The sequence below is a fragment of the Collinsella vaginalis genome (assembly GCF_900176655.1).
GTDB classification, from domain to species: Bacteria; Actinomycetota; Coriobacteriia; order Coriobacteriales; family Coriobacteriaceae; genus Collinsella; species Collinsella vaginalis.
This window is the reverse complement of record NZ_LT838843.1, coordinates 740,693-763,042: the sequence shown is the minus strand read 5'-3', so window position 1 is coordinate 763,042 and position 22,350 is coordinate 740,693. Positions and strand designations below refer to the sequence as shown.

The 22,350-nt window shown below is 65.7% G+C and carries 16 protein-coding genes and 1 tRNA gene; 16 read left to right on the top strand and 1 reads right to left on the bottom strand.

Annotated features, from left to right (window positions below; translation table 11 throughout):
- The 7 genes from CAP13_RS05205 to CAP13_RS05170 all read left to right on the top strand — a co-directional run.
- Nucleotides 1–1,048, top strand: a 1,048-nt coding sequence (locus CAP13_RS05205) for a coiled-coil domain-containing protein (protein ID WP_179184946.1), incomplete at its 5' end; no start/stop codon positions are given.
- Nucleotides 1,049–1,963 carry a signal recognition particle-docking protein FtsY gene (gene ftsY / locus CAP13_RS05200; RefSeq protein WP_085830520.1) on the top strand — a complete coding sequence of 305 codons (915 nt, stop codon included), beginning with the start codon at nt 1,049–1,051 and terminating at the stop codon, nt 1,961–1,963.
- A gap of 230 nt (nt 1,964–2,193) precedes the next feature.
- The gene (gene ffh, locus CAP13_RS05195) at nt 2,194–3,675 is read left to right on the top strand and encodes a signal recognition particle protein (RefSeq protein WP_085830519.1); all 1,482 of its coding nucleotides are present in this window, start codon (nt 2,194–2,196) and stop codon (nt 3,673–3,675) included.
- 904 nt (nt 3,676–4,579) lie between these two features.
- Entirely contained in the window at nt 4,580–5,428 is an 849-nt protein-coding gene (gene thyA, locus CAP13_RS05190) for a thymidylate synthase (RefSeq protein WP_085830518.1), read from the top strand.
- 43 nt (nt 5,429–5,471) lie between these two features.
- A complete protein-coding gene (locus CAP13_RS10270) occupies nt 5,472–6,770 on the top strand; it encodes a dihydrofolate reductase (protein WP_245798915.1) in 1,299 nt (432 codons plus the stop codon).
- A gap of 1 nt (nt 6,771) precedes the next feature.
- The gene (locus tag CAP13_RS05175) at nt 6,772–7,659 is read left to right on the top strand and encodes a TrmH family RNA methyltransferase (protein WP_085830517.1); all 888 of its coding nucleotides are present in this window, start codon (nt 6,772–6,774) and stop codon (nt 7,657–7,659) included.
- 23 nt (nt 7,660–7,682) lie between these two features.
- Nucleotides 7,683–8,054 carry a VOC family protein gene (locus CAP13_RS05170; RefSeq protein ID WP_085830516.1) on the top strand — a complete coding sequence of 124 codons (372 nt, stop codon included), beginning with the start codon at nt 7,683–7,685 and terminating at the stop codon, nt 8,052–8,054.
- A gap of 233 nt (nt 8,055–8,287) precedes the next feature.
- Here the strand turns inward: CAP13_RS05170 and CAP13_RS05165 are convergent, their stop codons facing one another.
- Nucleotides 8,288–8,803 (bottom strand): cob(I)yrinic acid a,c-diamide adenosyltransferase, encoded by a 516-nt coding sequence (locus tag CAP13_RS05165; RefSeq protein ID WP_085830515.1) that lies wholly within the window; start codon nt 8,801–8,803, stop codon nt 8,288–8,290.
- Between the two features lie 95 nt (nt 8,804–8,898).
- On the opposite strand from CAP13_RS05165, the gene ftsH reads away from it, so the two are divergent.
- The 9 genes from ftsH to CAP13_RS05120 all read left to right on the top strand — a co-directional run bounded on the left by ftsH (nt 8,899) and on the right by CAP13_RS05120 (nt 22,321).
- On the top strand, nt 8,899–10,809 hold the full coding sequence (ftsH, locus tag CAP13_RS05160; RefSeq protein WP_179184945.1) for an ATP-dependent zinc metalloprotease FtsH: 1,911 nt from the start codon (nt 8,899–8,901) through the stop codon (nt 10,807–10,809).
- A gap of 507 nt (nt 10,810–11,316) precedes the next feature.
- The gene (gdhA, locus tag CAP13_RS05155) at nt 11,317–12,648 is read left to right on the top strand and encodes an NADP-specific glutamate dehydrogenase (protein ID WP_085830513.1); all 1,332 of its coding nucleotides are present in this window, start codon (nt 11,317–11,319) and stop codon (nt 12,646–12,648) included.
- A 385-nt stretch (nt 12,649–13,033) separates the two neighbouring features.
- Nucleotides 13,034–13,117: transfer RNA gene (locus tag CAP13_RS05150), tRNA-Leu, on the top strand.
- Between the two features lie 72 nt (nt 13,118–13,189).
- On the top strand, nt 13,190–14,500 hold the full coding sequence (tig, locus tag CAP13_RS05145) for a trigger factor (RefSeq protein WP_085830512.1): 1,311 nt from the start codon (nt 13,190–13,192) through the stop codon (nt 14,498–14,500).
- Nucleotides 14,501–14,625: 125 nt separating this feature from the next.
- On the top strand, nt 14,626–15,249 hold the full coding sequence (locus CAP13_RS05140; protein WP_085830511.1) for an ATP-dependent Clp protease proteolytic subunit: 624 nt from the start codon (nt 14,626–14,628) through the stop codon (nt 15,247–15,249).
- Entirely contained in the window at nt 15,249–16,673 is a 1,425-nt protein-coding gene (gene clpX, locus CAP13_RS05135) for an ATP-dependent Clp protease ATP-binding subunit ClpX (RefSeq protein WP_085830510.1), read from the top strand. The genes CAP13_RS05140 and clpX overlap by 1 nt, the downstream gene beginning before the upstream one ends.
- 298 nt (nt 16,674–16,971) lie before the next feature.
- Nucleotides 16,972–19,674: a valine--tRNA ligase gene (locus CAP13_RS05130; protein WP_085830509.1), complete on the top strand. Its 2,703-nt coding sequence runs from the start codon at nt 16,972–16,974 to the stop codon at nt 19,672–19,674.
- Between the two features lie 93 nt (nt 19,675–19,767).
- Nucleotides 19,768–20,535: an ABC transporter ATP-binding protein gene (locus tag CAP13_RS05125; RefSeq protein ID WP_085830508.1), complete on the top strand. Its 768-nt coding sequence runs from the start codon at nt 19,768–19,770 to the stop codon at nt 20,533–20,535.
- A 1-nt stretch (nt 20,536) separates the two neighbouring features.
- A complete protein-coding gene (locus CAP13_RS05120) occupies nt 20,537–22,321 on the top strand; it encodes a hypothetical protein (protein ID WP_085830507.1) in 1,785 nt (594 codons plus the stop codon).
- Nucleotides 22,322–22,350 lie beyond the last annotated feature (29 nt).

Genomic DNA, 22,350 nt, shown 5'->3' with positions numbered 1-22,350 from the left:
CCGCCTGGAGGGGATCGACCGCCGCATCCGTGCCGCCGAGCAGTCGTCTCGCTCGCTCGAGGTTCTCCGCCTGCGCATCGATCCGCTCCACAGCCGCTATGAGGCGCTGCTCGAGCGCGCCCTGGACTGGGCCGGGCGCCTGCGCGACCAGGCATCGCTCGCCGAGGCGGACTCCGGCGAGCTCAAGGAGACCATCGAGGCCGCGAAGGCCGAGGTCACCCATGCCAAGGAGGAGCAGGAGCGCGCGGCGGCGGCCGTGAACGAGGCGAAGGTCGCCCGCGGCAAGCTTGAGATCCAGGTCGAGAACGCCATCGCCCAGGTGACGGCCGACGGCGCTGTGCTCGAGGAGGCCCTCGAGCTCCCCGCGCCCGAGGACCCGGCCGCCTGCAGGCGCGAGCTCGAAGACCTGGTCAGGCAGATCAACAACCTGGGCCCGGTCAACCAGGCCGCCTTCGAGGAGTACGAGCGCCTGCGCGAGCGGGCCGACTACGTCGAGGCCCAGCTCGCCGATCTCGAGGCCGCGCGCAAGTCGCTGACGAAGATCACGAACGCCATCGACCGCAAGATGCGCAATCAGTTCCTCGTGACTTTCAGCAAGGTCGATGAGAACTTCCGCGAGGTCTTCGCGATGCTCTTCCCCGGTGGCCAGGCCCACCTCGAGATGACCGACCCCGAGCATCCGGCCGAGACCGGCATCGAGGTCGTGGCCCAGCCCCGCGGCAAGCGCATCGCCAAGATGATGCTCATGAGCGGCGGCGAGAAGTCGCTGACGGCCCTCGCCCTGCTCTTCGCCGTGTACCGCACGCGCACGGTGCCCTTCTACGTGCTCGACGAGGTCGAGGCGGCGCTTGATGACTCGAACCTCGGCAAGCTGATCGGCGCCATCGACCACCTCCGGCGCACGACGCAGCTCCTGGTCATCAGCCACCAGCGTCGCACGATGGAGGACGCCGACGTGCTCTACGGCGTGTCTATGCAGGCCGATGGCGTCAGCCGGGTGGTCAGCCAGAAACTCGATCGCGAGACGGGAAAGGTCGTGAACGCCTAGATGGGACTGTTCGATTCACTGAAGCGGGGCCTTGAGCGCAGCCGCGAGGCCATAAACGAGGTCTTCTACTTCGGCGGCGAGGTGGACGAGGGCTTCTGGGAGGATCTCGAGGACACCCTCGTCATGGCCGACATGGGCGCTGAGATCTCACAGCAGGTCACCGACGACCTGCGCGACGAGGCCGCCCGCCGCAACCTCACCACCGCGCCGGCGCTCCGTCGCGCCCTCGCCGAGCGTCTGGAGCGGGTCTTCGCCGCGCCCGCCGCAGACCCCTTCCGCGACACGCCCTCCTGCGTGCTCTTCGTCGGCATCAACGGCGCGGGCAAGACCACCACGGTCGGCAAGATCGCGAGCGCCGAGGCGGCGCGCGGGGGCCGGGTCGTCATCGGCAGCGCCGACACCTTCCGCGCCGCCGCGATCGAGCAGCTCGACGTCTGGGGCCAGCGCGCCGGCGTTCCCGTGGTCAAGCGCGAGCGCGGCAGCGATCCGGCGAGCGTCTGCTTCGACGTGCTCGACGAGGCCGAGCGCTCGGGCCGCGACCTCGTCCTCATCGACACAGCGGGCCGCCTGCACACCTCGCCCGAGCTCATGCGCGAGCTCGCCAAGGTCGTCAACGTGACCCGCAAGCGCGCCGCGAGCATGAAGACGGGGCCGATGGCCGTCCGCGTCATCCTCGTGATCGACGCCGCGACGGGGCAGAATGGACTCAACCAGGCGCTTGAGTTCAACGAGGCTCTCGGTCTCGACGGCATCATCCTGACGAAGCTCGACGGCACCGCCAAGGGCGGGATCGCCTTCGCCGTCGCCGCGCGGCTCAAGCTGCCGATCGTCCGGGTGGGCGTGGGCGAGCAGGTGGACGACCTCCAGGCGTTCGATGCCCATGATTTCGCCCGCGCCCTCGTGGGCGGGGAGTAGGGTCAACGCCTTTCTCCGGTTTCATCGCGTACGCGTTCCGTTGACTGTGCTTCGGTTGATCCTCAGGTGATCGCAGCCCTCGCCCGACCCCTCTCCGCAGCCCGCCGACGCGCCTTCGATGGAGTTCTCGCCGCGTGGAATGGGGAGGCGGCGTCCGGGGCACCTGAACTATAATCAAAGGTCACTGAGTTCGCCCGCTATGCGGGTTTTCGCCCTGAAGGAGCGCATCGATGTTCAACAGCCTGTCCGACCGCTTGACCGAGACCCTCGACCGCCTGCGCGGCAAGGGCAAGCTCACCGAGGCCGATATCACCTCCGCCATGCGCGACATCCGCATGGCGCTGCTCGAAGCCGACGTCAACTTCAAGGTCGTCAGGGACTTCGTGGCCGCTACAAAAGAGCGCTGCATGACGGCCGAGGTGCTCGAGTCCCTCACGCCCGCGCAGAACGTCGTCAAGATCGTCCTCGACGAGCTGACCGAGCTTTTGGGCGGCACCGAGAGCAAACTCGTGCTCTCGAGCCGCATCCCCAACGTTATCATGCTCGTCGGCCTGCAGGGCTCCGGTAAGACCACGGCTGCGGCGAAACTCGCCTACCTCTTGAAGAAGCAGGGCAAGAGCCCGCTGCTCGCGGCTGGCGACGTGTACCGCCCCGCCGCCGCAGACCAGCTCGCCACCCTCGCGGGCGAGATCGGCGTGCCGGTCTTCCGCGGTGATGGCGCGCATCCGGTGGCGATCGCCGAGGGCGCCGTGCGCGAGGCCGTCGACACGATGCGCGACGTGGTCATCGTCGACACCGCCGGCCGTTTGCAGATCGACGAGCAGATGATGCAGGAGGCCGTCGACATCAAGCGCGCTGTCAAGCCCGATCAGGTGCTCATGGTGGTCGACGCCATGACCGGCCAGGATATCGTCAACGTGGTGTCCACCTTCGCCGAGCGCACCGATTTCGACGGCGTGATCATCTCCAAGCTCGACGGCGACGCCCGCGGCGGCGGCGCCCTGTCCGTGCGTGCCGTCACCGGAAAACCCATCAAGTTCGCCTCCGTGGGCGAGAAACCCGACGCCCTCGAGGTCTTCAGCCCAGAGCGCATGGCCAAGCGCATCCTCGGGATGGGCGACGTCATCGGCATCATCGAGAAGGCCCAGGAGATGGCCGATGCCGAGCAGATCGAGGCCGCCGAGCGCATGCTGCGCGACGGCTTCACGATGAACGACATGCTCGATCAGATGCGCGCCGTCAAGAAGATGGGCGGCATGTCGAAGATCCTGGGGATGCTTCCCGGTGGGCAGAAGGCCCTGAATCAGATGGGCGGCTCCATGGATGAGGGGATCTTCGATAAAAACGAGGCGATGATCCTCTCCATGACCAAGGAGGAGCGCGATAGGCCGAGCATCATCAACGGTCAGCGCCGCGCGCGCATCGCCCGCGGGTCGGGGACGAACCCCTCAGATGTGAACGCCCTGATGAAGCAGTGGGGCGAGATGAACAAGATGATGGGCCGCATGCGCTCGATGACGAACCAGATGTCGGGAGGCCGCGGCAAGAAGGGCAAGAAAGGCAAGCGCGGGAAGAAGATGCGCATGCCGGGGCTGCCTGGCATGGGCGGCATGGACATGAACCAGCTCATGGGAGGACTCGGCGGTAGGGGCACCGGTGGATCGGATATGGAACTGCTGCGCCAGATGGAGCAGCAGATGAAGCGGAAGTAGCCGCTCAAGCGGGGGAGCCTGCACACGGCTCGTCACCGCAAACGGCCTGTCGGCTTTCAGGCGGCTCCGGGGTTCTTTCGCACCGGAGCCGTCCGTTCGCTGCCACGGCGCAGCGTTTGCTCACGGCAACCGATGCACCGTCTGCCGCCCCTGCGACGGCCTCGTTTTTCACCGATGCCTACGACGCTGGCGAATGGCTCGAAAACCGAGGAGTCCAGGGGGACAGGAGCGCTGGGTCGTGGTCTCAATGGGGAGATGCCTTCTAAACGGCCGCTCGTATCTCTGACCAGAGCTCGTGTTTCCTGTTCAACGCAGCCATTATGGCCCCGCATACGCATCCAGGCCCAACGACAGGGTCGTCCTCTTTCCTGGATTAGTCACATATCTAATAGTATGAATAATATATATAAAAAATTCTATAATATGGTTCAACATTTCTAGCAGGGTGATCTCACTCGTAGAAAATGTCAGATCTGCGTCATCGAGGGAAGAGAATGGAGGTTTCCATGTCTCTAAAGCCCGCCTTTTCCAAGTCACCTCTCATACATAGAAAACATAATTATAGAACTGTAATTTATCAATTGCACGTTGAAGGGGTCAACAGCGTCTTCGCGCCCTGTATAGACTCAGATCTGACATTTTCTGCTAACGAGGCGCGGCCGGATGCGCACCCGAGGGCTCCGCAGCTTCTTATCTGGTGCGCGCGTAGGCGTTTTTCGCAACCGGCGGCGGATCTCCGGCTGCGAGCGGAGGCATGCCATAATGATCCGGACACAAGAGCCCCGAGGGCCCTCTGCCAACAGTTCGTACGATGGGTGCCGCGTTGCGTTTGCCTCTGGCGGGCGCGCGCCAGACAGGTTGACTGACGACATGGGCGAGCCGACGGGCGCGTGAGAGGAGCCGCATGAGTAAGGCAGATGAGCTGTTTGTATCGATGTGCCGCCAGATCCTGGACCACGGCACCACCACGGAGGGCGAGCAGGTCCGTGCGCACTGGGAGGACGGTGCGCCGGCGTACACGATCAAGAGCTTCGGAGTCACCAACCGCTACGATCTTCGCCAGGAGTTTCCCGCGCTGACGCTGCGCCGCACGGCGCTCAAGTCGGCCATGGACGAGGTGCTATGGATCTACCAGCGGAAGTCCAACAACATCTACGACCTGCACTCGCACATCTGGGACCAGTGGGCCGACGAGTCGGGATCCATCGGCCGCGCCTACGGGTATCAGATCGCGCAGGTATCCCACTATCCCGAGGGCGATTTCGACCAGATGGACCGCGTCTTGTTCGATCTCGAGCACACGCCGTTCTCACGGCGCATCATGACGAACATGTACACCTTCGCCGATCTCTCCGAGATGCACCTCTATCCCTGCGCCTACAGCGCGACGTACAACGTGACGCAGGAACCCGGCGCCGCGATCCCGACCCTCAACATGGTGCTCATGCAGCGCAGTCAGGACGTTCTCGCGGCGAACAACTGGAACGTCTGCCAGTACGCGATCCTGCTCATGATGGTCGCGCGGCATGCCGGCATGGAGGCAGGCGAGCTCGTGCACGTGATCGTCGACGCGCACATCTACGATCGGCACGTGCCGATCATTCGCGAGCTCATCGAGCGCCCGCAGCGCCCCGCGCCGCGCGTTACCCTGAACCCCGAGGTCACGAATTTCTACGACTTCACCACCGACGATCTGATCGTCGAGGGATATGAGACGGGCCCGCAGGTCAAGGGTATTCCGATCGCGGTCTAGGACCGTGCAGGTGGACTGGCGAGTATAGGCGGAGGTTTCAGCTATGGCGGATCTGAAGGCGATCGTCGCGGTCTGCGACGACTGGGGCATCGGCTGCGACGGTGACATGGTCATAGAGAATCGGGCGGACATGCGCCATTTCGTGCGCATGACGCGTGGTGGCACGGTGGTGATGGGGCGGCGCACGTTGGAGAGCCTGCCCGGCGGCCGTCCGCTGAAGGATCGGCGGAACATCGTCATCACGCGCGACGCTGCGTTCGCCCGCGCAGGGGTCGAGGCCGTGCACAGCATCGACGAGCTGCTCGCCGCCGTGGCGGGGGAGCGGGAGGCATGGGTCATCGGCGGCGGCGAGATCTACCGTCAGCTGCTGCCGTATTGCACGGAGGCCGTCATCACCAAGACGCATGCGATCCGTCCGGCGGACACCTTTTTCCCGAACTTGGACGAGGATCCGGCTTGGGAGCTCGTCGAGGAGTCCGAAGAGCAGGTGACCCAACCCGGTGAGGGAGATGAGGGGCTCAGCTACCGGTTCTGCACCTACCGGCGGCGCGCGGCCGACATGTCGAAGGGCGGCGCGGCGGAAGCCGATCTAGTCCATGAAATTGAGGGACCGGCACCGCAGGATGTCGCGGCAAACAGAGCATCGGCCGGCTCCGCGGGCGCTGAGGGGGAATCCGACGTATCCGCTTTGGGAGGCGCCGAGCCACCCCGGTCGGCGCCTGAGCCACATCGCGCGCGCCGTCCGCTCAAGACCGTGATCCTCTACCGCTCCAAGCACCACGGCAATACCAAGCTCCTCGTCGACGCCATCGCCGCAGCCTACCCCGACGAGGTCGATACCATCGATGTCGCAGCCTTGGGCCGCAACGAGTACCCGGATCTCTCCGAGTACCGCCTCATAGGCGCCGCCTCCGGCATCTACTACGGGGGTTTCGACAAGGACCTGAAGCGCGTCCTCGACCACGCGCTCTCCGCGGGTGACAAGGTGTTCGGCCTCATGACCTACGGCGGTGCCGACAAATGGAACGGCCGTGACCTCGCCGCCGTCGCGCAGGTCAACATGGCCACGGTGCTCACCATGCACGGCTGCCGCGGTTGGGACACCTGGGGCCCGTACCGGCTCATCGGGGGCGTGGGTAAGGGGCATCCGGATGCCGATGACATCCAGGGTGCCGTCGACTTCTTCTCCCGTCTGCGCGACGAGTACGGGGAGATCCTTGAGGACGAATGGCAGAAACGCCGCCGGCGCCTTGAGTTCGAGGCCGCGCATCCCGCCGGAGGGCTCATGGCGAACATCAAGCGCTCGGTCGACAAGATCACAGGCCGTGGGATGAAGGGCTGACATGGGGGTCATCCGCATCTCCGACCTCTCCGACCCCCGCCTCGATGCCTATATGCGCCTGACCGAGCGCGAGCTGCGCTCGGTGCTCGAACCGGAACGCGGCATCTTCATCGCCGAGAGCACGAAGGTGATCGAGCGCGCCCTCGAGGCTGGGCTTATGCCCGAGAGCTTCCTGCTTGGCGAGCGCTGGCTCGAGCCCTTGTCCCCCTTGCTCGCCCGCGTCGCGCCCGAGGTGCCCGTCTTCGTCGCGCCGATGGACCTGATGGCCTCGCTCACCGGCTTCAACGTGACCCGCGGCGCCCTCGCGGCGCTGCGCCGCCCGCGCCTACCGGAGCCCGGCGCCTTCCTCAGCGCCCTCGTCGACCGCGCGCAAGGGGCCCCGGTGCGCGTCTGCGTGCTCGAGGGGATCGTGGACCACACGAACGTCGGCGCGATCTTCCGCTCAGCCGCAGCGCTCAACGTCGATGGGATCCTCGTGAGCCCCACTTGCTGCGACCCGCTTTACCGGCGCGCGGTGCGCGTGAGCATGGGGACGGTCTTCCAGGTGCCGTGGTGTCGTATCGGCGAGGCGGCGCGCACCTGGCCGGCCGATGGCCTCGCGACGCTGCACGGAGCGGGGTTCACCTGCGCGGCCATGGCGCTGACGGATTCATCCGTGGCACTCGACGACCCCGTCCTCGCCCGCACGGAGCGCCTCGCGCTCTTCATGGGGACCGAGGGCACGGGCCTTACGGCGAAAACGATCGAGGGAGCCGACGTCACGGTGCGTATCCCGATGGCAAACGGGGTAGACTCCCTGAACGTGGCGGCAGCGAGCGCCGTGGCATTCTGGCAGCTCTGCCCGCACGTCTCGAACGACTACCACTACCGGCCCGGCCTTTACTCATAGGGCCCGCCTGGAAAGGAGCCCCTATGGGTTTCAAGCTCTCCCACACCGAGGTCCACGTTCTTGACCTAGAGGCGTCGCTCGCGTTTTACGAGCGCGCGCTCGACCTCCATCCCGTGCGTGAGAAGGGGCCGGAGGACGGGTCCTGGAAGCTCGTCTTCCTGTCGAACGACGAGGCCGACCACGAGCTCGAGCTCACCTGGAATCGCGGCCGCGTCGAGCCGTACGACAACGGCGGTGGCGATATCCATCTCGCGGTCGAGGTCGATGACATGGATGCCGCCCATGCCCTGCATGAGGAGATGGGCGTGATCGTGAAGGAGAACCCGAACATGGGGATCTACTTCATCGCCGATCCCGACGGCTTCTGGATCGAGATCATCCCCAGGCGGAAATAGCGCGCCCGTTCAAGGTGAACGGAGGATCCGACCGGGCCGTTGGATGGACGCGTTCGGGTCTTCGACCCGCCTGCCTGGGTGTGGCTGTGAGATGGGAAAGGGAGATGAGGCCGTGCCCCGACGCCTCCGTCAGGGCCGTGCCCCATCTCCCTTTATGCATGGCATCGGATCAGAGCATTCTGGACGCATGGGCACCCGCCGGATTGGAGGGGTGTGAGCGCTCCAACCAGCTCTCAGTACTCGATCCCGCGACGGGCGAGCAGGCCCTCGTCGAAGTAGTGCTTGTGCGGGACCATCTCGGTCACCAGGTCCGCGAGGTCTGAGAGATCGAGCAGGCCCCGTCCGGTGAGCACGAGCTCGGTGGTGGCGGGTTTGATTGCGAGCAGCGCCTCAACGTCCGCGCGGGTGACGAAGCCCCGACGCATGGCCTCACCGAGTTCGTCCAGGATCAGCACGTCGACGGGGCGGCCTGGTTCTGCGGTGCCCGTAGCGCCGGCAAGCGCCTCGCGTGCCATTCCCATGATCTCGTCAGCCCGTGCGGCCGGGGTGGGCCCGGTCGCCTGGACGATGCGCAGCCCCAGCCGCTCCGCCGCCACATGCTCGGCGCAGATCAGCTTTTTGGCGAACTGCAGCATGAGGACGTCGAGGTCATATCCGAGCGCGCGGAGCGCCAGTCCGAGCGCCGCCGTGGTCTTCCCCTTGCCGTCGCCGGTGTAGATCTGCACGCGCCCGCATTCGAGCTGATTCATGTTAGGTGCTCCTTAAGAAAAACCCGGACTATGGCAAATCCCGGCTGGGTATCCTCTCCTTCACATGGTACACGTACAGACTTGGAGCCTTCGGAATGGAAATGGACGACAACAAACGCAGGCGGAGTATGATCATCTACGTGCTCATCGCCTTCGTCATCTACGTGCTGCTCAACACCTTCCTGTTCCCGCAGATGCGGAGTCAGACCCAGGTTGAGCAGGTCTTGTACTCGACCTTCACCACGGCGCTTGAGGACAAGACCGTCAACGCCGTCACGTACACGGCGGATTCGGCCCCTGAGGCGCGCTACACGCTGAAGGGGGAGAGTGACAAGGTCTACACAACCTCGGTGCCCAATAACGACACGGAGATCTGGTCGCTCATCCGCGCGTCCGGCGCCGACACCACGGTGGACATCCCGAACCAGTCCTCGAGCCTCTGGTCGTACTTCCTCGTGACGACCCTCGTGCCCATCCTCATCTTCATGGGCATCGGCTGGTGGCTGAACCGCCGCCTCAAGAAGGCGATGGGCGATGACGGCCCCTCGATGAACTTCGGTAACGGCGGCTTCGGCGGCATGGGCGGTGGCCTCGGCAGGTCGGGCGCCCGCATCGTCGCCAGCAAGGACGTCGGCGTCACCTTCAAGGATGTGGCCGGCCAGGAGGAGGCCAAGGAGTCCATGAAGGAGGTCGTGGACTTTCTCGAGAACCCCAAGCGCTATGAGGAGATCGGCGCCAAACTGCCGCGCGGCGCCCTGCTCGTGGGCCCTCCGGGCACCGGTAAGACCCTCATGGCCAAGGCCGTGGCCGGCGAGGCCGGCGTGCCCTTCTTCAGCATCTCCGGCTCCGAGTTCGTCGAGATGTTCGTCGGCCGCGGCGCCGCCAAGGTGCGCGACCTCTTCAAGCAGGCGAACGAGAAGGCCCCCTGCATCGTGTTCATCGACGAGATCGACACCATCGGCAAGAAGCGCGACGGCGGCGGATTCTCCGGCAACGACGAGCGCGAGCAGACCCTGAACCAGCTCCTCACCGAGATGGACGGCTTCGACAACCACAAGGGCATCGTGGTGCTCGCCGCCACAAACCGTCCCGACTCGCTCGACCCCGCCCTCACGCGCCCCGGCCGCTTCGACCGGCGCATCCCCGTTGAGCTGCCCGATCTGCGCGGCCGCCAGTCGATCCTCGAGCTCCACGCGCAGGACGTGAAGACCCAGCCCCCGCTCGACCTCACGGCTATCGCGCGCTCCACACCGGGCGCCTCCGGCGCTGACCTGGCGAACATCATCAACGAGGGCGCCCTGCGCGCTGTGCGCATGGGCCGCGCCCGCGCCACCCAGGAGGACTTCGAGGAGTCGGTGGAGGTCGTCATCGCCGGCCAGCAGCGTAAATCAACGGTGCTGTCCGACCATGAGAAGCAGGTCGTCGCCTACCACGAGATCGGCCATGCCCTTGTGGCCGCCTCTCAGACCGAGACGGCCCCGGTCACCAAGATCACCATCGTGCCCCGCACCTCGGGCGCGCTCGGTTACACCATGCAGGTGGAGCAGGATGAGAAGTTCCTGACCACGCGTCAAGAGGCCCTGAACAAGCTCGCCGTCTACTGCGGTGGCCGTGCGGCCGAGGAGCTCATCTTCAACGAGATGACCACCGGCGCCTCGAACGACATCGAGCAGGCCACGCGTCTGGCCCGCAACATGGTCACCCGCTTCGGCATGTCGGACGAGTTCGGTATGGTGGCGCTCGGCACCGTGCAGAACGCCTACCTTAACCAGGACACGACGCTCACCGTGGCCCCCGGCACCGCCGAGCGCGTGGACGAGGCCGTGCGCCAGATGATGGCGGAGGCCCATGCGCGCGCCCTGCAGATCCTGCGCGAGAACAAGTTCAAGCTGCACGAGCTCGCGCACTACCTCTACAAGAAGGAGACCATCACGGGCGATGAGTTCATGACCCTCCTCAAGCGCGAGAACCCTTTGATGGGCAAGGGAGCGGAGGCCGCCGAGTAATCCGCGTTTCCTCGTCGCGAGCCAATCAATCGGTTTAGAAAGGGCCCACGCTCCGTGGGCCCTTTCCATGTCCGTCGGCGCCTCGTTGATCCTTCCCACGCCGCCTTACAGGCGAAGGTTCGATGTTGGCGCGTTTGCCCGTTCTCCCGGAAGCGTCTCTGCCAGGACGAAGAGGTGCGGCAAGGGACTGATGCATCGACTGCGCGAACGCCCGTGAGGTGCTGCGCAGGGAGGGAGGGGTCGTCTCGGGCAGTCCCTCTCCTCATGGCTTTGCGTGTCGCTTCAGTTACCCTAGAGCGTCTTCGCGGAATACACATGCGACCTTGATGTTTTCCTGCGGGAATTCTGCCGTTCACCAGGGATCACCCCGGCTTCGCCACAACTATATTGCATGTCCGTTTCGAGTGCTCAGATTTGCTTTAAGGCGCTTGTCATGGGGCTACCATGCATCTGGAAGTCGCGCGCGGCACGCCCGCGCCGAGACCATAGTCGCAAAGGAGCGCATATATGGGTTACACACAGCGGGTCATCGATGACCTCAAGGAGCGCTACGCCGACCAGCCTGAGTTCATCCAGGCGGCCGACGAGGTCCTGACGAGCATCGCGCCGGCCGTCGACGCCAACCCCGCATATGAGCAGGCCGCCTTGCTCGAGCGTCTGGTCGAGCCGGAGCGCATCATCATGTTCCGTGTGCCGTGGATCGACGATGCCGGGAAGGTTCAGGTGAACCGCGGGTACCGCATTGAGTTCAACAGCGCGCTCGGCCCCTACAAGGGCGGCCTCCGCCTGCATCCGAGCGTGAACCTCTCGATCCTGAAGTTCCTCGGATTCGAGCAGATTTTCAAGAACTCGCTGACAACCCTGCCCATCGGCGGTGGCAAGGGCGGCTCCGACTTCAATCCCAAGGGCCGCTCGGACCGCGAGGTCATGGCGTTCTGCCAGAGCTTCATGACCGAGCTCTGCCGCCACATCGGCCCCGACACCGATGTGCCCGCAGGTGACATCGGCACAGGTGCCCGCGAGATCGGCTACCTCTTCGGTCAGTACAAGCGCATCCGCAACGAGTTCACCGGTGTGCTCACCGGGAAGGGCCTCACCTGGGGAGGCTCGCTCGCGCGCACCGAGGCGACCGGATTCGGCCTGGTGTACTTCGTTGAGGAGCTCCTCTCCGAGCGCGGTGAGAGCTTCGAGGGCAAGCGCGTGAACATCTCCGGTTCGGGCAACGTGGCGATCTACGCCGCCGAGAAGGCCGCGGCCCTCGGGGCGACGGTGCAGACGATGAGCGATTCCACGGGTTGGATCCTCGATCCCGCGGGCATCGACCTTGCTGCGATCCATGAGATCAAGGAAGTTCGTCGCGGGCGCCTTTCCGAGTACGCCGAGACCCATCCGAGCTGCGAGTACCACGAGGGCCGCGGCGTCTGGAGCGTCGCCTGCGATATCGCGCTTCCGTGCGCCACGCAAAACGAGCTCCAGATCGATGACGCCCGTGCGCTCGTCGCGGCGGGCTGCGCGGTCGTGGGGGAGGGCGCCAACATGCCCACCACGCGTGAGGCCACCGATTACCTGATCGATCAGGGCGTGGCCTTCTGCCCGGGCAAGGCGTCCAACGCCGGCGGCGTCGCGGTGTCGGCGCTCGAGATGTCCCAGAACTCCGAGCGCCTCTCCTGGACGTTCGAGGAGGTCGACGCCAAACTCAAGGGCATCATGGTGGGGATCTACCATGCGGCCGCCGACGCAGCCGCCGAGTTCGGCCACCCTGGCAACCTGGTGGTCGGTGCTAACATCGCGGGCTTCAAGAAGGTCGCCGACGCGATGATGGCCCAGGGCATCGTGTAGGAGGCAGGCTTTTGACATGGTTCTGCCGCAACAGGCCCTGCGATAGGGTGGCGTCTCTTCACATTTGACGCGGGGTCGCCGTTGTAAGGCAACCGAGCGAGCAGGGGTGACGAGCCATTCGGCCCGTCACCCCTGCTGTTTCTCTGGGTGCGCTTGATATAGGTAGAGGAACCTGAGAGGAATAGGGAAGGAGGGCGTGAGAACCTGGATAGACGTTGCATAGATGGTATGGTCCGCCGTTCGACGAATCCCTCGCGCGGAGTGCTCTGGCGCACGGAGCCTCGCGACAAAGCCCGGTGCAGATGGCGTGTGACCCCGCCCGCCTGCAAGGTCATCGGCTCGAGGTCCGCGCTATCTGCTATCATATGCAGGCTGTGGCTATGTTGCGGGCGTGGCGGAATTGGTAGACGCGCCAGATTTAGGTTCTGGTGGGATCCCCGTGAAGGTTCGAGTCCTTTCGCCCGCACCAGCAAGCCGCGCGATCCAGTCGTCAACCGGGGTCATCGGCTCCCCCAAAATGCCGAGAGTATGAGGAGGAACGTTGAACATCTCTGCTTCTGACGTCGTCGACGCCAAGCTCACCGCCACGGTCACCATCCCGGCGACCGAGGTCGAGGCTGCCATCAAGTCCGCGTACCGCGCTGCCGCCAAGCAGTACCGCTTTCCGGGCTTCCGCGCCGGCAAGGCCCCCCGCCCCGTCGTGGACAGCATGCTCGGCCGCGAGGCCGTCCTCGCGCAGGCCACCAATGAGCTCATCGGCGCCAACGAGCCCCGCGTCCTGAACGAGCTCGACATCGTTCCCGTCAAGGACGGCGACTACCAGGACATCGACCCGGTCGCCGATCACGAGGATTACACCTACACCGTCGAGTTCACCCTGCGCCCGGCGCCGGCCCTCTCCTCGTACGACCCCGTCGAGATCGAGATGCCGCCCGCCGAGGTTACCGAGGGTGAGATCCAGGCCCAGATCGACCTCCTCATGGGCTACCACGCCACCTTCGAGGACGTCGAGCGTGCCGTCGCGAGCGGGGACTACGTCACCGCCGACATCAAGAACATCCAGAACGCCGAGGCGCTCGCCGGCGAGGGCCGCATGCTCGCCGTCGGTTCGGGCAGCCTGCCCGCGGCCTTCGAGGAGGGCGTGCTCGGCATGAAGGCCGAGGAGACCAAGGAGATCTCCTGGACCCCCGAGGTCGAGGGCGCGCCCGAGGCCTCCGTCGAGGTCAGTGTCAAGACCGTCCGCGAGCGCAAGATCCCCGAGCTCACCGACGAGTTCGTGAAGGAGAACTTCGGCTTCGATGACATCGCCGCCATGCGCGATGCCGTGAAGCTCGAGCTTGAGGCCGATAAGACCTCCAAGCTCCCGCAGCTCAAGGAGAACCGCGCCGTCTCTAAGCTCGCCGAGCGCCTTGAGCTCGACGAGATGGACGAGAACTACGAGCAGTCCGTGTTCCAGGAGCTCGGCCAGAACTTCCTGCAGAGCCTCTCCGCCCAGGGCATGACCCTCGACACCTGGCTCGCCGCCAACCGCCTTTCCTCCGAGCAGTTCATCCACGACCTGCATCACCAGGCCGAGGACGTCGCTCGCGAGTCCCTGGCGCTCGATGCGCTCGCCCGCGAGCTCAAGGTCGAGGTCACCGACGAGGACGTCGATGCCGAGTTCGAGCGCGCCGGCGTGTCCGACGTCTCGGTCAGCCGTGCCCAGTTCGAGGCCGAGGGACGCATCCCGGCCGTGCGCGATTCCATCCGCCGCTCCAAAGCGGTTGACTGGCTCGTCGAGAATGCCAAGGTCACCGAGGTCGACGAGTACGCCGACCACGCCGACTCCACAGAGGACGCGGACGCGGAGTAACCGCCCTCGCTTTGGGTACATAAGTTCCGGACCAACCGGACGTATCGTTACGGCGCCCCTGCTCACGCTCATGCGCGGCAGGGCGCCGTTCGCCCATCGGGGCGAGACAAGAGAAAGGGAAACCCATGGTATCGAGGATCGACTCAGCGCTGGTGCCCTACGTGATCGAGCAGACCCCCCGGGGCGAGCGCAGCTTCGACATCTACTCCCGTCTGCTGAACGACCGCATCGTCTTCCTGGGCGAGGAGATCAACTCCGTGACGGCGAACCTCGTCATCGCGCAGCTGCTGCACCTTGAGAGCCAGGACGCCGAGAAGGACATCTCCATCTACATCAACTCCCCCGGCGGCGAGGTCACCTCGGGCCTGGCCATCCTGGACACGATGAATTACATCAAGCCGGCCGTCTCCACCATCTGCGTGGGCATGGCGGCCTCCATGGCGGCGGTGCTGCTCGCCGCTGGCGAGAAGGGCAAGCGCTTCTGCCTGCCCAACTCCTCGGTGATGATTCACCAGCCGAGCGGCGGCGCCCGGGGGCAGCAGACCGAGATCGAGATCGTGGCCGCCGAGATCAGGGAGACCCGTCGGCGCCTGAACAAGATCCTCGCCGACGCTACCGGGCAGTCGGTCGAGACCATCCAAGCCGACACCGAGCGCGATAACTTCATGACCGCCGAGCAGGCCCTGTCCTACGGCTTGGTCGACCGCATCGTGACGTCGCGCGACGAGGCCGCGAAGGGCGGCGAGTAATGGCAACTGACAAGACCAGCAACGGTGGAGGGGACGCGCGCGTCTCCGGACAGCCCACCGAGCCGGTGCACTGCTCGTTCTGCGGTAAGACGCAGGACCAGGTGCGCAAGCTCGTCAAAGGTCCGAGCAACACTTTCATCTGTGACGAGTGCGTGGCGGCTTGCTCTGAGATCCTCGAGGAGTCGCTTGCCCAGGACTTCATGGCGGCCGCGCAATACGGCATGCCGGTCCCGCACGACCATCCGATGATCGAGGCTGAGACGGATCCGGCTGAGCGCACGGTCGAGGAAGTCGCCGACGAGCTCATCCGCCGCGTTCCGACGCCGCACGAGATCTATGACGAGCTCTCGCAGTATGTGATGGGCCAGGAGGACGCCAAGCGCGCCATGTCCGTGGCCGTCTACAACCACTACCGCCGCGTGCTCGAGGGCGGTTCGGCCGACCTCGATGCGAGCGACGGCGAACCGGAGGAGCTCGCGGAGGGCGACGGCCTCGCGGACGTCGAGCTCGCGAAGTCGAACATCCTGCTCCTCGGTCCCACAGGTACGGGCAAGACCCTGCTCGCCCAGACCCTCGCGCGCATCCTCGAGGTCCCCTTCGCGATCGCCGACGCCACGGCGCTCACCGAGGCCGGCTACGTGGGCGAGGACGTGGAGAACATCCTTCTCAAGCTTATCAACGCCGCCGACGGCGACATCGAGCGCGCGCAGATCGGCATCGTGTACGTGGACGAGATCGATAAGATCGCCCGCAAGGCCGAGAACCTCTCGATCACGCGCGACGTCTCGGGCGAGGGCGTCCAGCAGGCCCTTCTGAAGATCCTCGAGGGAACCGTGGCCTCCGTGCCGCCCACCGGGGGGCGCAAGCACCCCCAGCAGGAGCTTCTGCAGATCGACACGACGAACATCCTGTTCATCTGCGGTGGCGCCTTCGTGGGCCTGGACAAGATCGTCGCCGACCGCGTGGGCAACAAGGGCGTGGGCTTCAACTCCGAGATCGCCGGCCCCACGAGCGCCGATGAGAACGTGCTGCTGCGCCAGGTTCTCCCGCAGGACCTGAACGCCTTCGGTATGATCCCCGAATTCGTGGGCCGCACGCCAGTCGTCACCCAGACGTCCGCCCTCGACGAGGACGACCTCGTGCGCATCCTGACGGAGCCCAAGAACGCGATCGTCAAGCAGTACCAGCGTATGTTCCAGCTTGAGGACTGCGAGCTCGAGTTCGAGGACGAGGCCTTGCATGAGATCGCCGCAAAGGCCCTCGAGCGCAAGACGGGTGCCCGCGGCCTGCGCTCCATCTGCGAGGAGCTGCTGCAGCAGACGATGTTCGACCTCCCTTCAGAGGAGGGCGTCGCCAAGGTCGTCGTGACGGCTGCAGCCGCCCGCGGCGAGGAGCAGCCGGTGCGTGTAGGCAGGGCCGCCTAGGTTCCGATGCGGCAGAGGCGGTCACGCATGCAGGCGGGGCCGGGTGGTTTCGGCCACCCGGCCCCGCCGCCGTCGATAGGGATTAAAACAGCCTCTGAACTGCAANCCCGCATGCAGGCGGGGCCGGGTGTTTTCGGCCACCCGGCCCCGCCGCCGTCGATAGGGATTAAAACAGCCTCTGAACTGCAAGGACGATAGCTGTAATCAGCTTGCCCCGGGCTGTGCCACGGGTGGGGAACCCTGGCATCTATGCTATTCTGTAGCAGATTTGTGTACAAAAACGAACGAGGTGCGATCAATGACTGAAAGCCCCAAGATCTACGATCCGGCGACTGCGGAGCCGGCCATCCTCAAGAAGTGGCTCGACGGCGGTTATTATCGGCGGCGTCCCGGTGTGGGCGACTGCACGGTGACCATCCCGCCGCCCAACGTCACCGGTAAGCTGCACATGGGGCACGCCACCGACGACTCCATCCAGGACGCCATCGTGCGCATGGCCCGCATGCGCGGCCGGAGCACGCGCTGGATCCTCGGCACCGACCACGCGGGCATCGCCACGCAGACCAAGGTCGACAAGAAGCTCAAGGACGAGGGCATCAGCCGGCTCGAGATCGGGCGCGAGAAGTTCATCGAGGCCTGCTGGGATTGGACGCACGAGTACGGCGGCGTCATCGTCGAGCAGATCAAGCGCATGGGCTGCTCCATCGATTTCGAGCACGAGCGCTTCACCATGGATGACGCCTACGCCGAGGCCGTGCGCCGCGTGTTCGTCGACTGGTACCACGACAACCGCATCTACCGTGGCGAGCGCATCGTCAACTGGTGCCCGAGCTGCAACACGGCCATCTCGGACGACGAGGCCGAGTACAAGACCGAGGCCGGCCACCTCTGGCACCTGCGCTACCCGCTGACCGAGCCCGTGGACGGCCAGGATTACATCGTCATCGCAACCACGCGCCCTGAGACCATGCTCGGCGACACCGGTGTGGCCGTCTCCCCGAAGGACCCCACGAAGGCGCCCTTCGTCGGTAAGACGGTCCGTCTGCCGATCGTCGATCGTGAGATCCCGATCTTCTCCGATTGGCACGTCGACGCCAACTTCGGCTCCGGCTTCGTGAAGGTCACCCCGGCGCACGACCCCAATGACTTCGCGATGGGGGAGGCCCACGACCTCGAGAAGATCAACATCTTCGACGAGCACGCCGTCGTCGTCCCCGGTTACGGCGAGTTCTCCGGCATGACGCGCGAGGAGTGCCGCGAGGCCATCGTCGCCTGGTTCGACGAGCACGGCCTGCTCGACCATGTGGAGGACCACGAGCACTCCGTCATGCATTGCTACCGCTGTGACAGCGTGCTCGAGCCCTGGCTCTCCGAGCAGTGGTTCGTCGCGGTGGAGCGTCTGAAGGAGCCCGCGCTCGAGGCCGTCCAAGACGGGCGCGTGACCTTCACGCCCGCGCGCTGGACCCAGACCTACACCACCTGGATGGAGAACCTGAAGGACTGGTGCATCTCGCGCCAGCTCTGGTGGGGACACCGGATCCCGGTCTTCTACTGCGATGACTGCGGTTGGGAAGACGCTGTGATGGAGGACGTCCACACCTGCCCGTCCTGCGGCGGCACGCACGTGCGCCAGGATGAGGACGTGCTCGACACCTGGTTCTCCTCGCAGCTGTGGACCTTCGCGACGCAGGGCTGGCCCCAGGACGCGCGTGAGCTCGCCGAGCACCATCCCACGACGACCTTGGTCACAGCGCGCGACATCATCGCGCTCTGGGTGGCCCGTATGGTCATGAGCTCGCTGTACTTCCTCGACGAGGTCCCGTTCCATGACGTGATGATCTACCCCACGATCCTCGCCAAGGACGGCAGCCGCATGTCCAAGTCGAAGGGCAACGGCGTTGACCCGATGGAGCTCATCGAGCGCTACGGCGCCGATGCCATGCGCTTCAACCTGCTCACCCTCTGCACCACGAACCAGGACGTCAAGTTCGACGCGGAGTTCGATCCCAAGACGAAGGCGTTCTTGGGCTCGCCGCGCACCGAGCAGGCCCGCGCCTTCGTGAACAAGATCTGGAACGCCAGCCGCTTCCTGCTCATGAACATGGAGGGCTACACGCCCGGTGAGCCGGTGGCCGAGACGGAGGCCGACGCCTGGATCTTCTCCCGCCTCGCCCGCGCGGCGCAGATGGTGACCGACGGCATCGAGCACTACACCTTCGGCGAGATGGCCCGCAACGTGCAGACCTTCTTCTGGAACGAGGTCTGCGACTGGTACATCGAGGTCTCCAAGGCCCGCCTCTCGGACCCGGCGGCCGCGACCCAGGCGCAGCGGAACCTCATCTTCGTGCTCGACGCGTCCCTGCGCCTCATGCACCCGCTCATGCCGTTCGTCACCGAGGCCATCTGGGACATGATGCCCGAGAGCTGGCTCGATGCGGATCCTGAGACCGGTGAGATCACCCGCGCCGCGTCCCTGATGATCGCCGCCTGGCCCGAGCCCGAGCGCCTCGCCCGCTTCATCGACGAGGAGGCCGAGCGCTCCTTCGACCTCATGTGCCGCGTGGTCTCGGCGGCCCGCTCCACGCGCGCCCGCTGCCATGTGAGCCCGCGGGAGACCCTCACGCTCGTGGCCCGCATGGACGCGGACGACGCCGCACGCTTCACCACGCTGACCGCACTCGCCGCCTCGCTTGCCAACATCGAGGTCACGGTGGGACCGGACGTCGAGAAGCCCGCTGGCAGCATCGCCGTGGTCGATGGCAGCGTCGAGGTGTATGTGTCGCTTGAGGGCAAGGTTGATTTCGAGGCGGAGCGCAGCCGTCTTGAGCGCGAGATCGCCAAGGCCGAGAAGGAGCTCACGGCGACGGAGCGCACCCTCGCGAATGAGGGCTTCATCGCCAAGGCGGCCCCCGAGATCATCGCGAAGAAGCGCGACCGGTCCGCCGAGCTGACGGCGACGCTCACGGCCCTGCGCGAGCAGCTCGCCGATTTCACCCTGTAAGCACCCAAGCGGCGCCGGCCCGAAAGCCCCGGACCGGCGCCGTTCTCTTGTCCGCGCACGCGTATCCGCAACCCCCGTACGAAAGAGGAGTCTATGATCCGGATCAACCATGTCAGCAAGAGCTACGACGGGGGCGCCACCCTCGCGGTCAAGGACATCAGCCTTGACGTGCGCTCCGGTGAGATCTTCGGCCTGCTCGGCCACAACGGGGCGGGCAAGTCGACCCTGCTCAACATGATCGTCGGCGTGCTCGTGCCCACCGAGGGCAGCGTTGAGATCGACGGCGAGGACATGGCGGCCGCCCCGCTCGCGGCGAAGCGGCGCCTGAGCTTCGTCGGCGATTCCCCCGATCATCTGCTTCGCCTGAAGGGCCATGAGTTCCTCCGCTTCATCGGCGACCTCTACGAGGTTCCCACCGAGGTGCGCGCCGAGCGCATCGAGCGGCTCGCGGCGACCTTCGGGATGGCGGGCGAGCTCGACAACCAGCTCCAGTCCTATTCGCACGGCATGCGGCAGAAGATGATGGTCATGGGCGCCCTACTGCCCAATCCCGACAACTGGATCCTCGACGAGCCCATGACGGGCCTCGACCCCACGGCGGCCTGGCAACTCAAGCAGAGCATGCGCGAACACGCCGACGCCGGTAAGACCGTGTTGTTCTCAACCCACGTGCTCGACGTGGCTGAGAAGGTCGTGGACCGCGTGGGCGTGATCTCCCACGGCGAGCTCCTGTTCGTCGGCACCATCGACGAGATGCGCGAGCACTTCCATTCCGACGGCTCGCTTGAGGAGATGTTCCTCGAGCTCACCGGCGACGCCTCGCCCCTCGCGGACCTCGATGGCGCCGAGGAGGTGCGCTAGGATGGCGCGTCCCGCAGCTGACGGGTTCAGCTGGACGCAGTTCCGCGTCCTCTTCCGCGCCATGTTCAAGGGTGAGAACATGGTGGACAGCCTCGGCATAAACTCGTTCGGGGGCGGGGCCACGGCAAAGCGCCGCCGCCGGTTGACCCTGACGCCGTGGCTCTCCAAGGCGTTCCAGGCCCTCCTGTTCGCCGGACTCGCGGTCCTCCTCTTCTTCCTCGGCGAGCAGCTTGCCGGGCAGGGTCCGGCACCCCTGTTGCGCGCCCTTTCGGTCATGCTCGTGCTGATCACCCTCATGACGGGCGTCTACTCCGCGGTGAACCTGCTCTACTATGCGAAGGACAACAGCTACTACCTCACGCTGCCCGTCTCACCTACGGCGCTGATGTGGGCGAAGCTCGTCAACTACCTGGTCCATGCGATGCTCGGCGGCCTCATCCTGCTGCCCATAGGGCTCGGTGCCCTCTGGTTCCAGGGTGCTCCCGCCGTTGACTGGGTCCGCATGGCTGCCGCTTTCCTGATCGGCTCGCTGACCGTCAACCTGGCGATCGCGGCCCTCTGCATCGTGTTGATGCGCTTCTCGCGCCTCGCACGCGACAAGGATCGCTTCTCCCAGGCGTTCGGGGTCATCATGATGGTCGTCGCGATCGGCCTCGGCATCGGGATCCAGTTCGTCGTGCAGGGAGACGATGCCGCAGCAGGCGCCCTCGACGCGCTCTCCCGCACCTTCGCCGAGGGCCCGGCGGCCTGGGCTCTGGCCGTCGTCTGCATGCCGGCGCTCGTCGCGGAGCAGATCTTCTCGACCAGCCCGCTGGGCGTGCTCGCGGGCTTCGCGGCCTCCGTGCTCTCCCTTCTCGTCTGGGTGCTCCTGCTTTCGGTGCTGGCCGGCAGGTGGTACCTCGATGGCATGCGTAGCTTCCAGGGCGCGGGTGGCCGGCGCAGCACGCGTCGATTCGAGGCCGATGAGCTGGCGTCGCTCGTGGGCGCTCGGGGTCCGATCGCCACGGCGTTCGACCGCGATTGGAAGACGATGCTCCGCACGCCGGTCTTCTTCAACCAGTTCGTCCTCTCGCCTCTGCTCATGCCCGTCTACTTCATCGCGATCTTCGCGGTGGTCGGCTTCATCACGGCAACGCGCGACGGTGCCGACCTCACGGGTATCTTCGAGATGATCGGCGCGATCTCAGCTGAGATAACCTTCGGCAGCTTCCCCTTGCTCGTGGCCGCCTTTGGGCTTCTGGCCTTCAGGGTGTTCATGGGGATGAGCGGATACGGAACCGCGCTTGCCGTGAGCCGCGATGGCGAGGACTTCTTCTTCCTTCGCGCCCTGCCCGTCAACTGGCGCGCTTACCTCGCCTCGAAGCTGCTCACGTCGATACACGGCGACGCGCTGGTCCTCCTGGTCATCGCCATCCTGCTCCTCGTGGTGCACGTCCCCCTCGCGTCCACGGGCTACCTGCTCCTGCTCCTCCTTGCGGCATCCCTGTCTCTCAGCCTCTTCGCCCTCGCCCAGGGCGCGTTCTTCCCCCGGCTCCACTGGGAGAACGAGGCGCAGGTCGTCAAGGGCGGTTCGGCGTTCATCCAGGTGTACCTCACGATGATCCTCGGTGCCGTCGCCTGCGCGCTGCCGGGCCTCATCCTCGCCTGCCCGCTGTTCTTCGAGATCGACATCCCCCTCGATGCCGCGCTCGTGGGCGCCCTTATCGCGCAGGTCCTGGTGGCGCTCGTGCTCGCCTGGGTGGTCTTCGTGCCCGCGGCGCGCTCGCTCTCCCGCCGGGAGCCGTGAGGCCCTGCTGCGGGGCGTGGCCGGCATCG

Bases quoted from the DNA above. Each gene is read 5' to 3' on its own strand.
- ftsY (WP_085830520.1), top strand. From the start codon at position 1,049: ATGGGACTGTTCGATTCACTGAAGCGGGGCCTTGAGCGCAGCCGCGAG.
- ffh (WP_085830519.1), top strand. From the start codon at position 2,194: ATGTTCAACAGCCTGTCCGACCGCTTGACCGAGACCCTCGACCGCCTG.
- thyA (WP_085830518.1), top strand. From the start codon at position 4,580: ATGAGTAAGGCAGATGAGCTGTTTGTATCGATGTGCCGCCAGATCCTG.
- CAP13_RS10270 (WP_245798915.1), top strand. From the start codon at position 5,472: ATGGCGGATCTGAAGGCGATCGTCGCGGTCTGCGACGACTGGGGCATC.
- CAP13_RS05175 (WP_085830517.1), top strand. From the start codon at position 6,772: ATGGGGGTCATCCGCATCTCCGACCTCTCCGACCCCCGCCTCGATGCC.
- CAP13_RS05170 (WP_085830516.1), top strand. From the start codon at position 7,683: ATGGGTTTCAAGCTCTCCCACACCGAGGTCCACGTTCTTGACCTAGAG.
- CAP13_RS05165 (WP_085830515.1), bottom strand. From the start codon at position 8,803: ATGAATCAGCTCGAATGCGGGCGCGTGCAGATCTACACCGGCGACGGC.
- ftsH (WP_179184945.1), top strand. From the start codon at position 8,899: ATGGAAATGGACGACAACAAACGCAGGCGGAGTATGATCATCTACGTG.
- gdhA (WP_085830513.1), top strand. From the start codon at position 11,317: ATGGGTTACACACAGCGGGTCATCGATGACCTCAAGGAGCGCTACGCC.
- CAP13_RS05140 (WP_085830511.1), top strand. From the start codon at position 14,626: ATGGTATCGAGGATCGACTCAGCGCTGGTGCCCTACGTGATCGAGCAG.
- clpX (WP_085830510.1), top strand. From the start codon at position 15,249: ATGGCAACTGACAAGACCAGCAACGGTGGAGGGGACGCGCGCGTCTCC.
- CAP13_RS05130 (WP_085830509.1), top strand. From the start codon at position 16,972: ATGACTGAAAGCCCCAAGATCTACGATCCGGCGACTGCGGAGCCGGCC.
- CAP13_RS05125 (WP_085830508.1), top strand. From the start codon at position 19,768: ATGATCCGGATCAACCATGTCAGCAAGAGCTACGACGGGGGCGCCACC.
- CAP13_RS05120 (WP_085830507.1), top strand. From the start codon at position 20,537: ATGGCGCGTCCCGCAGCTGACGGGTTCAGCTGGACGCAGTTCCGCGTC.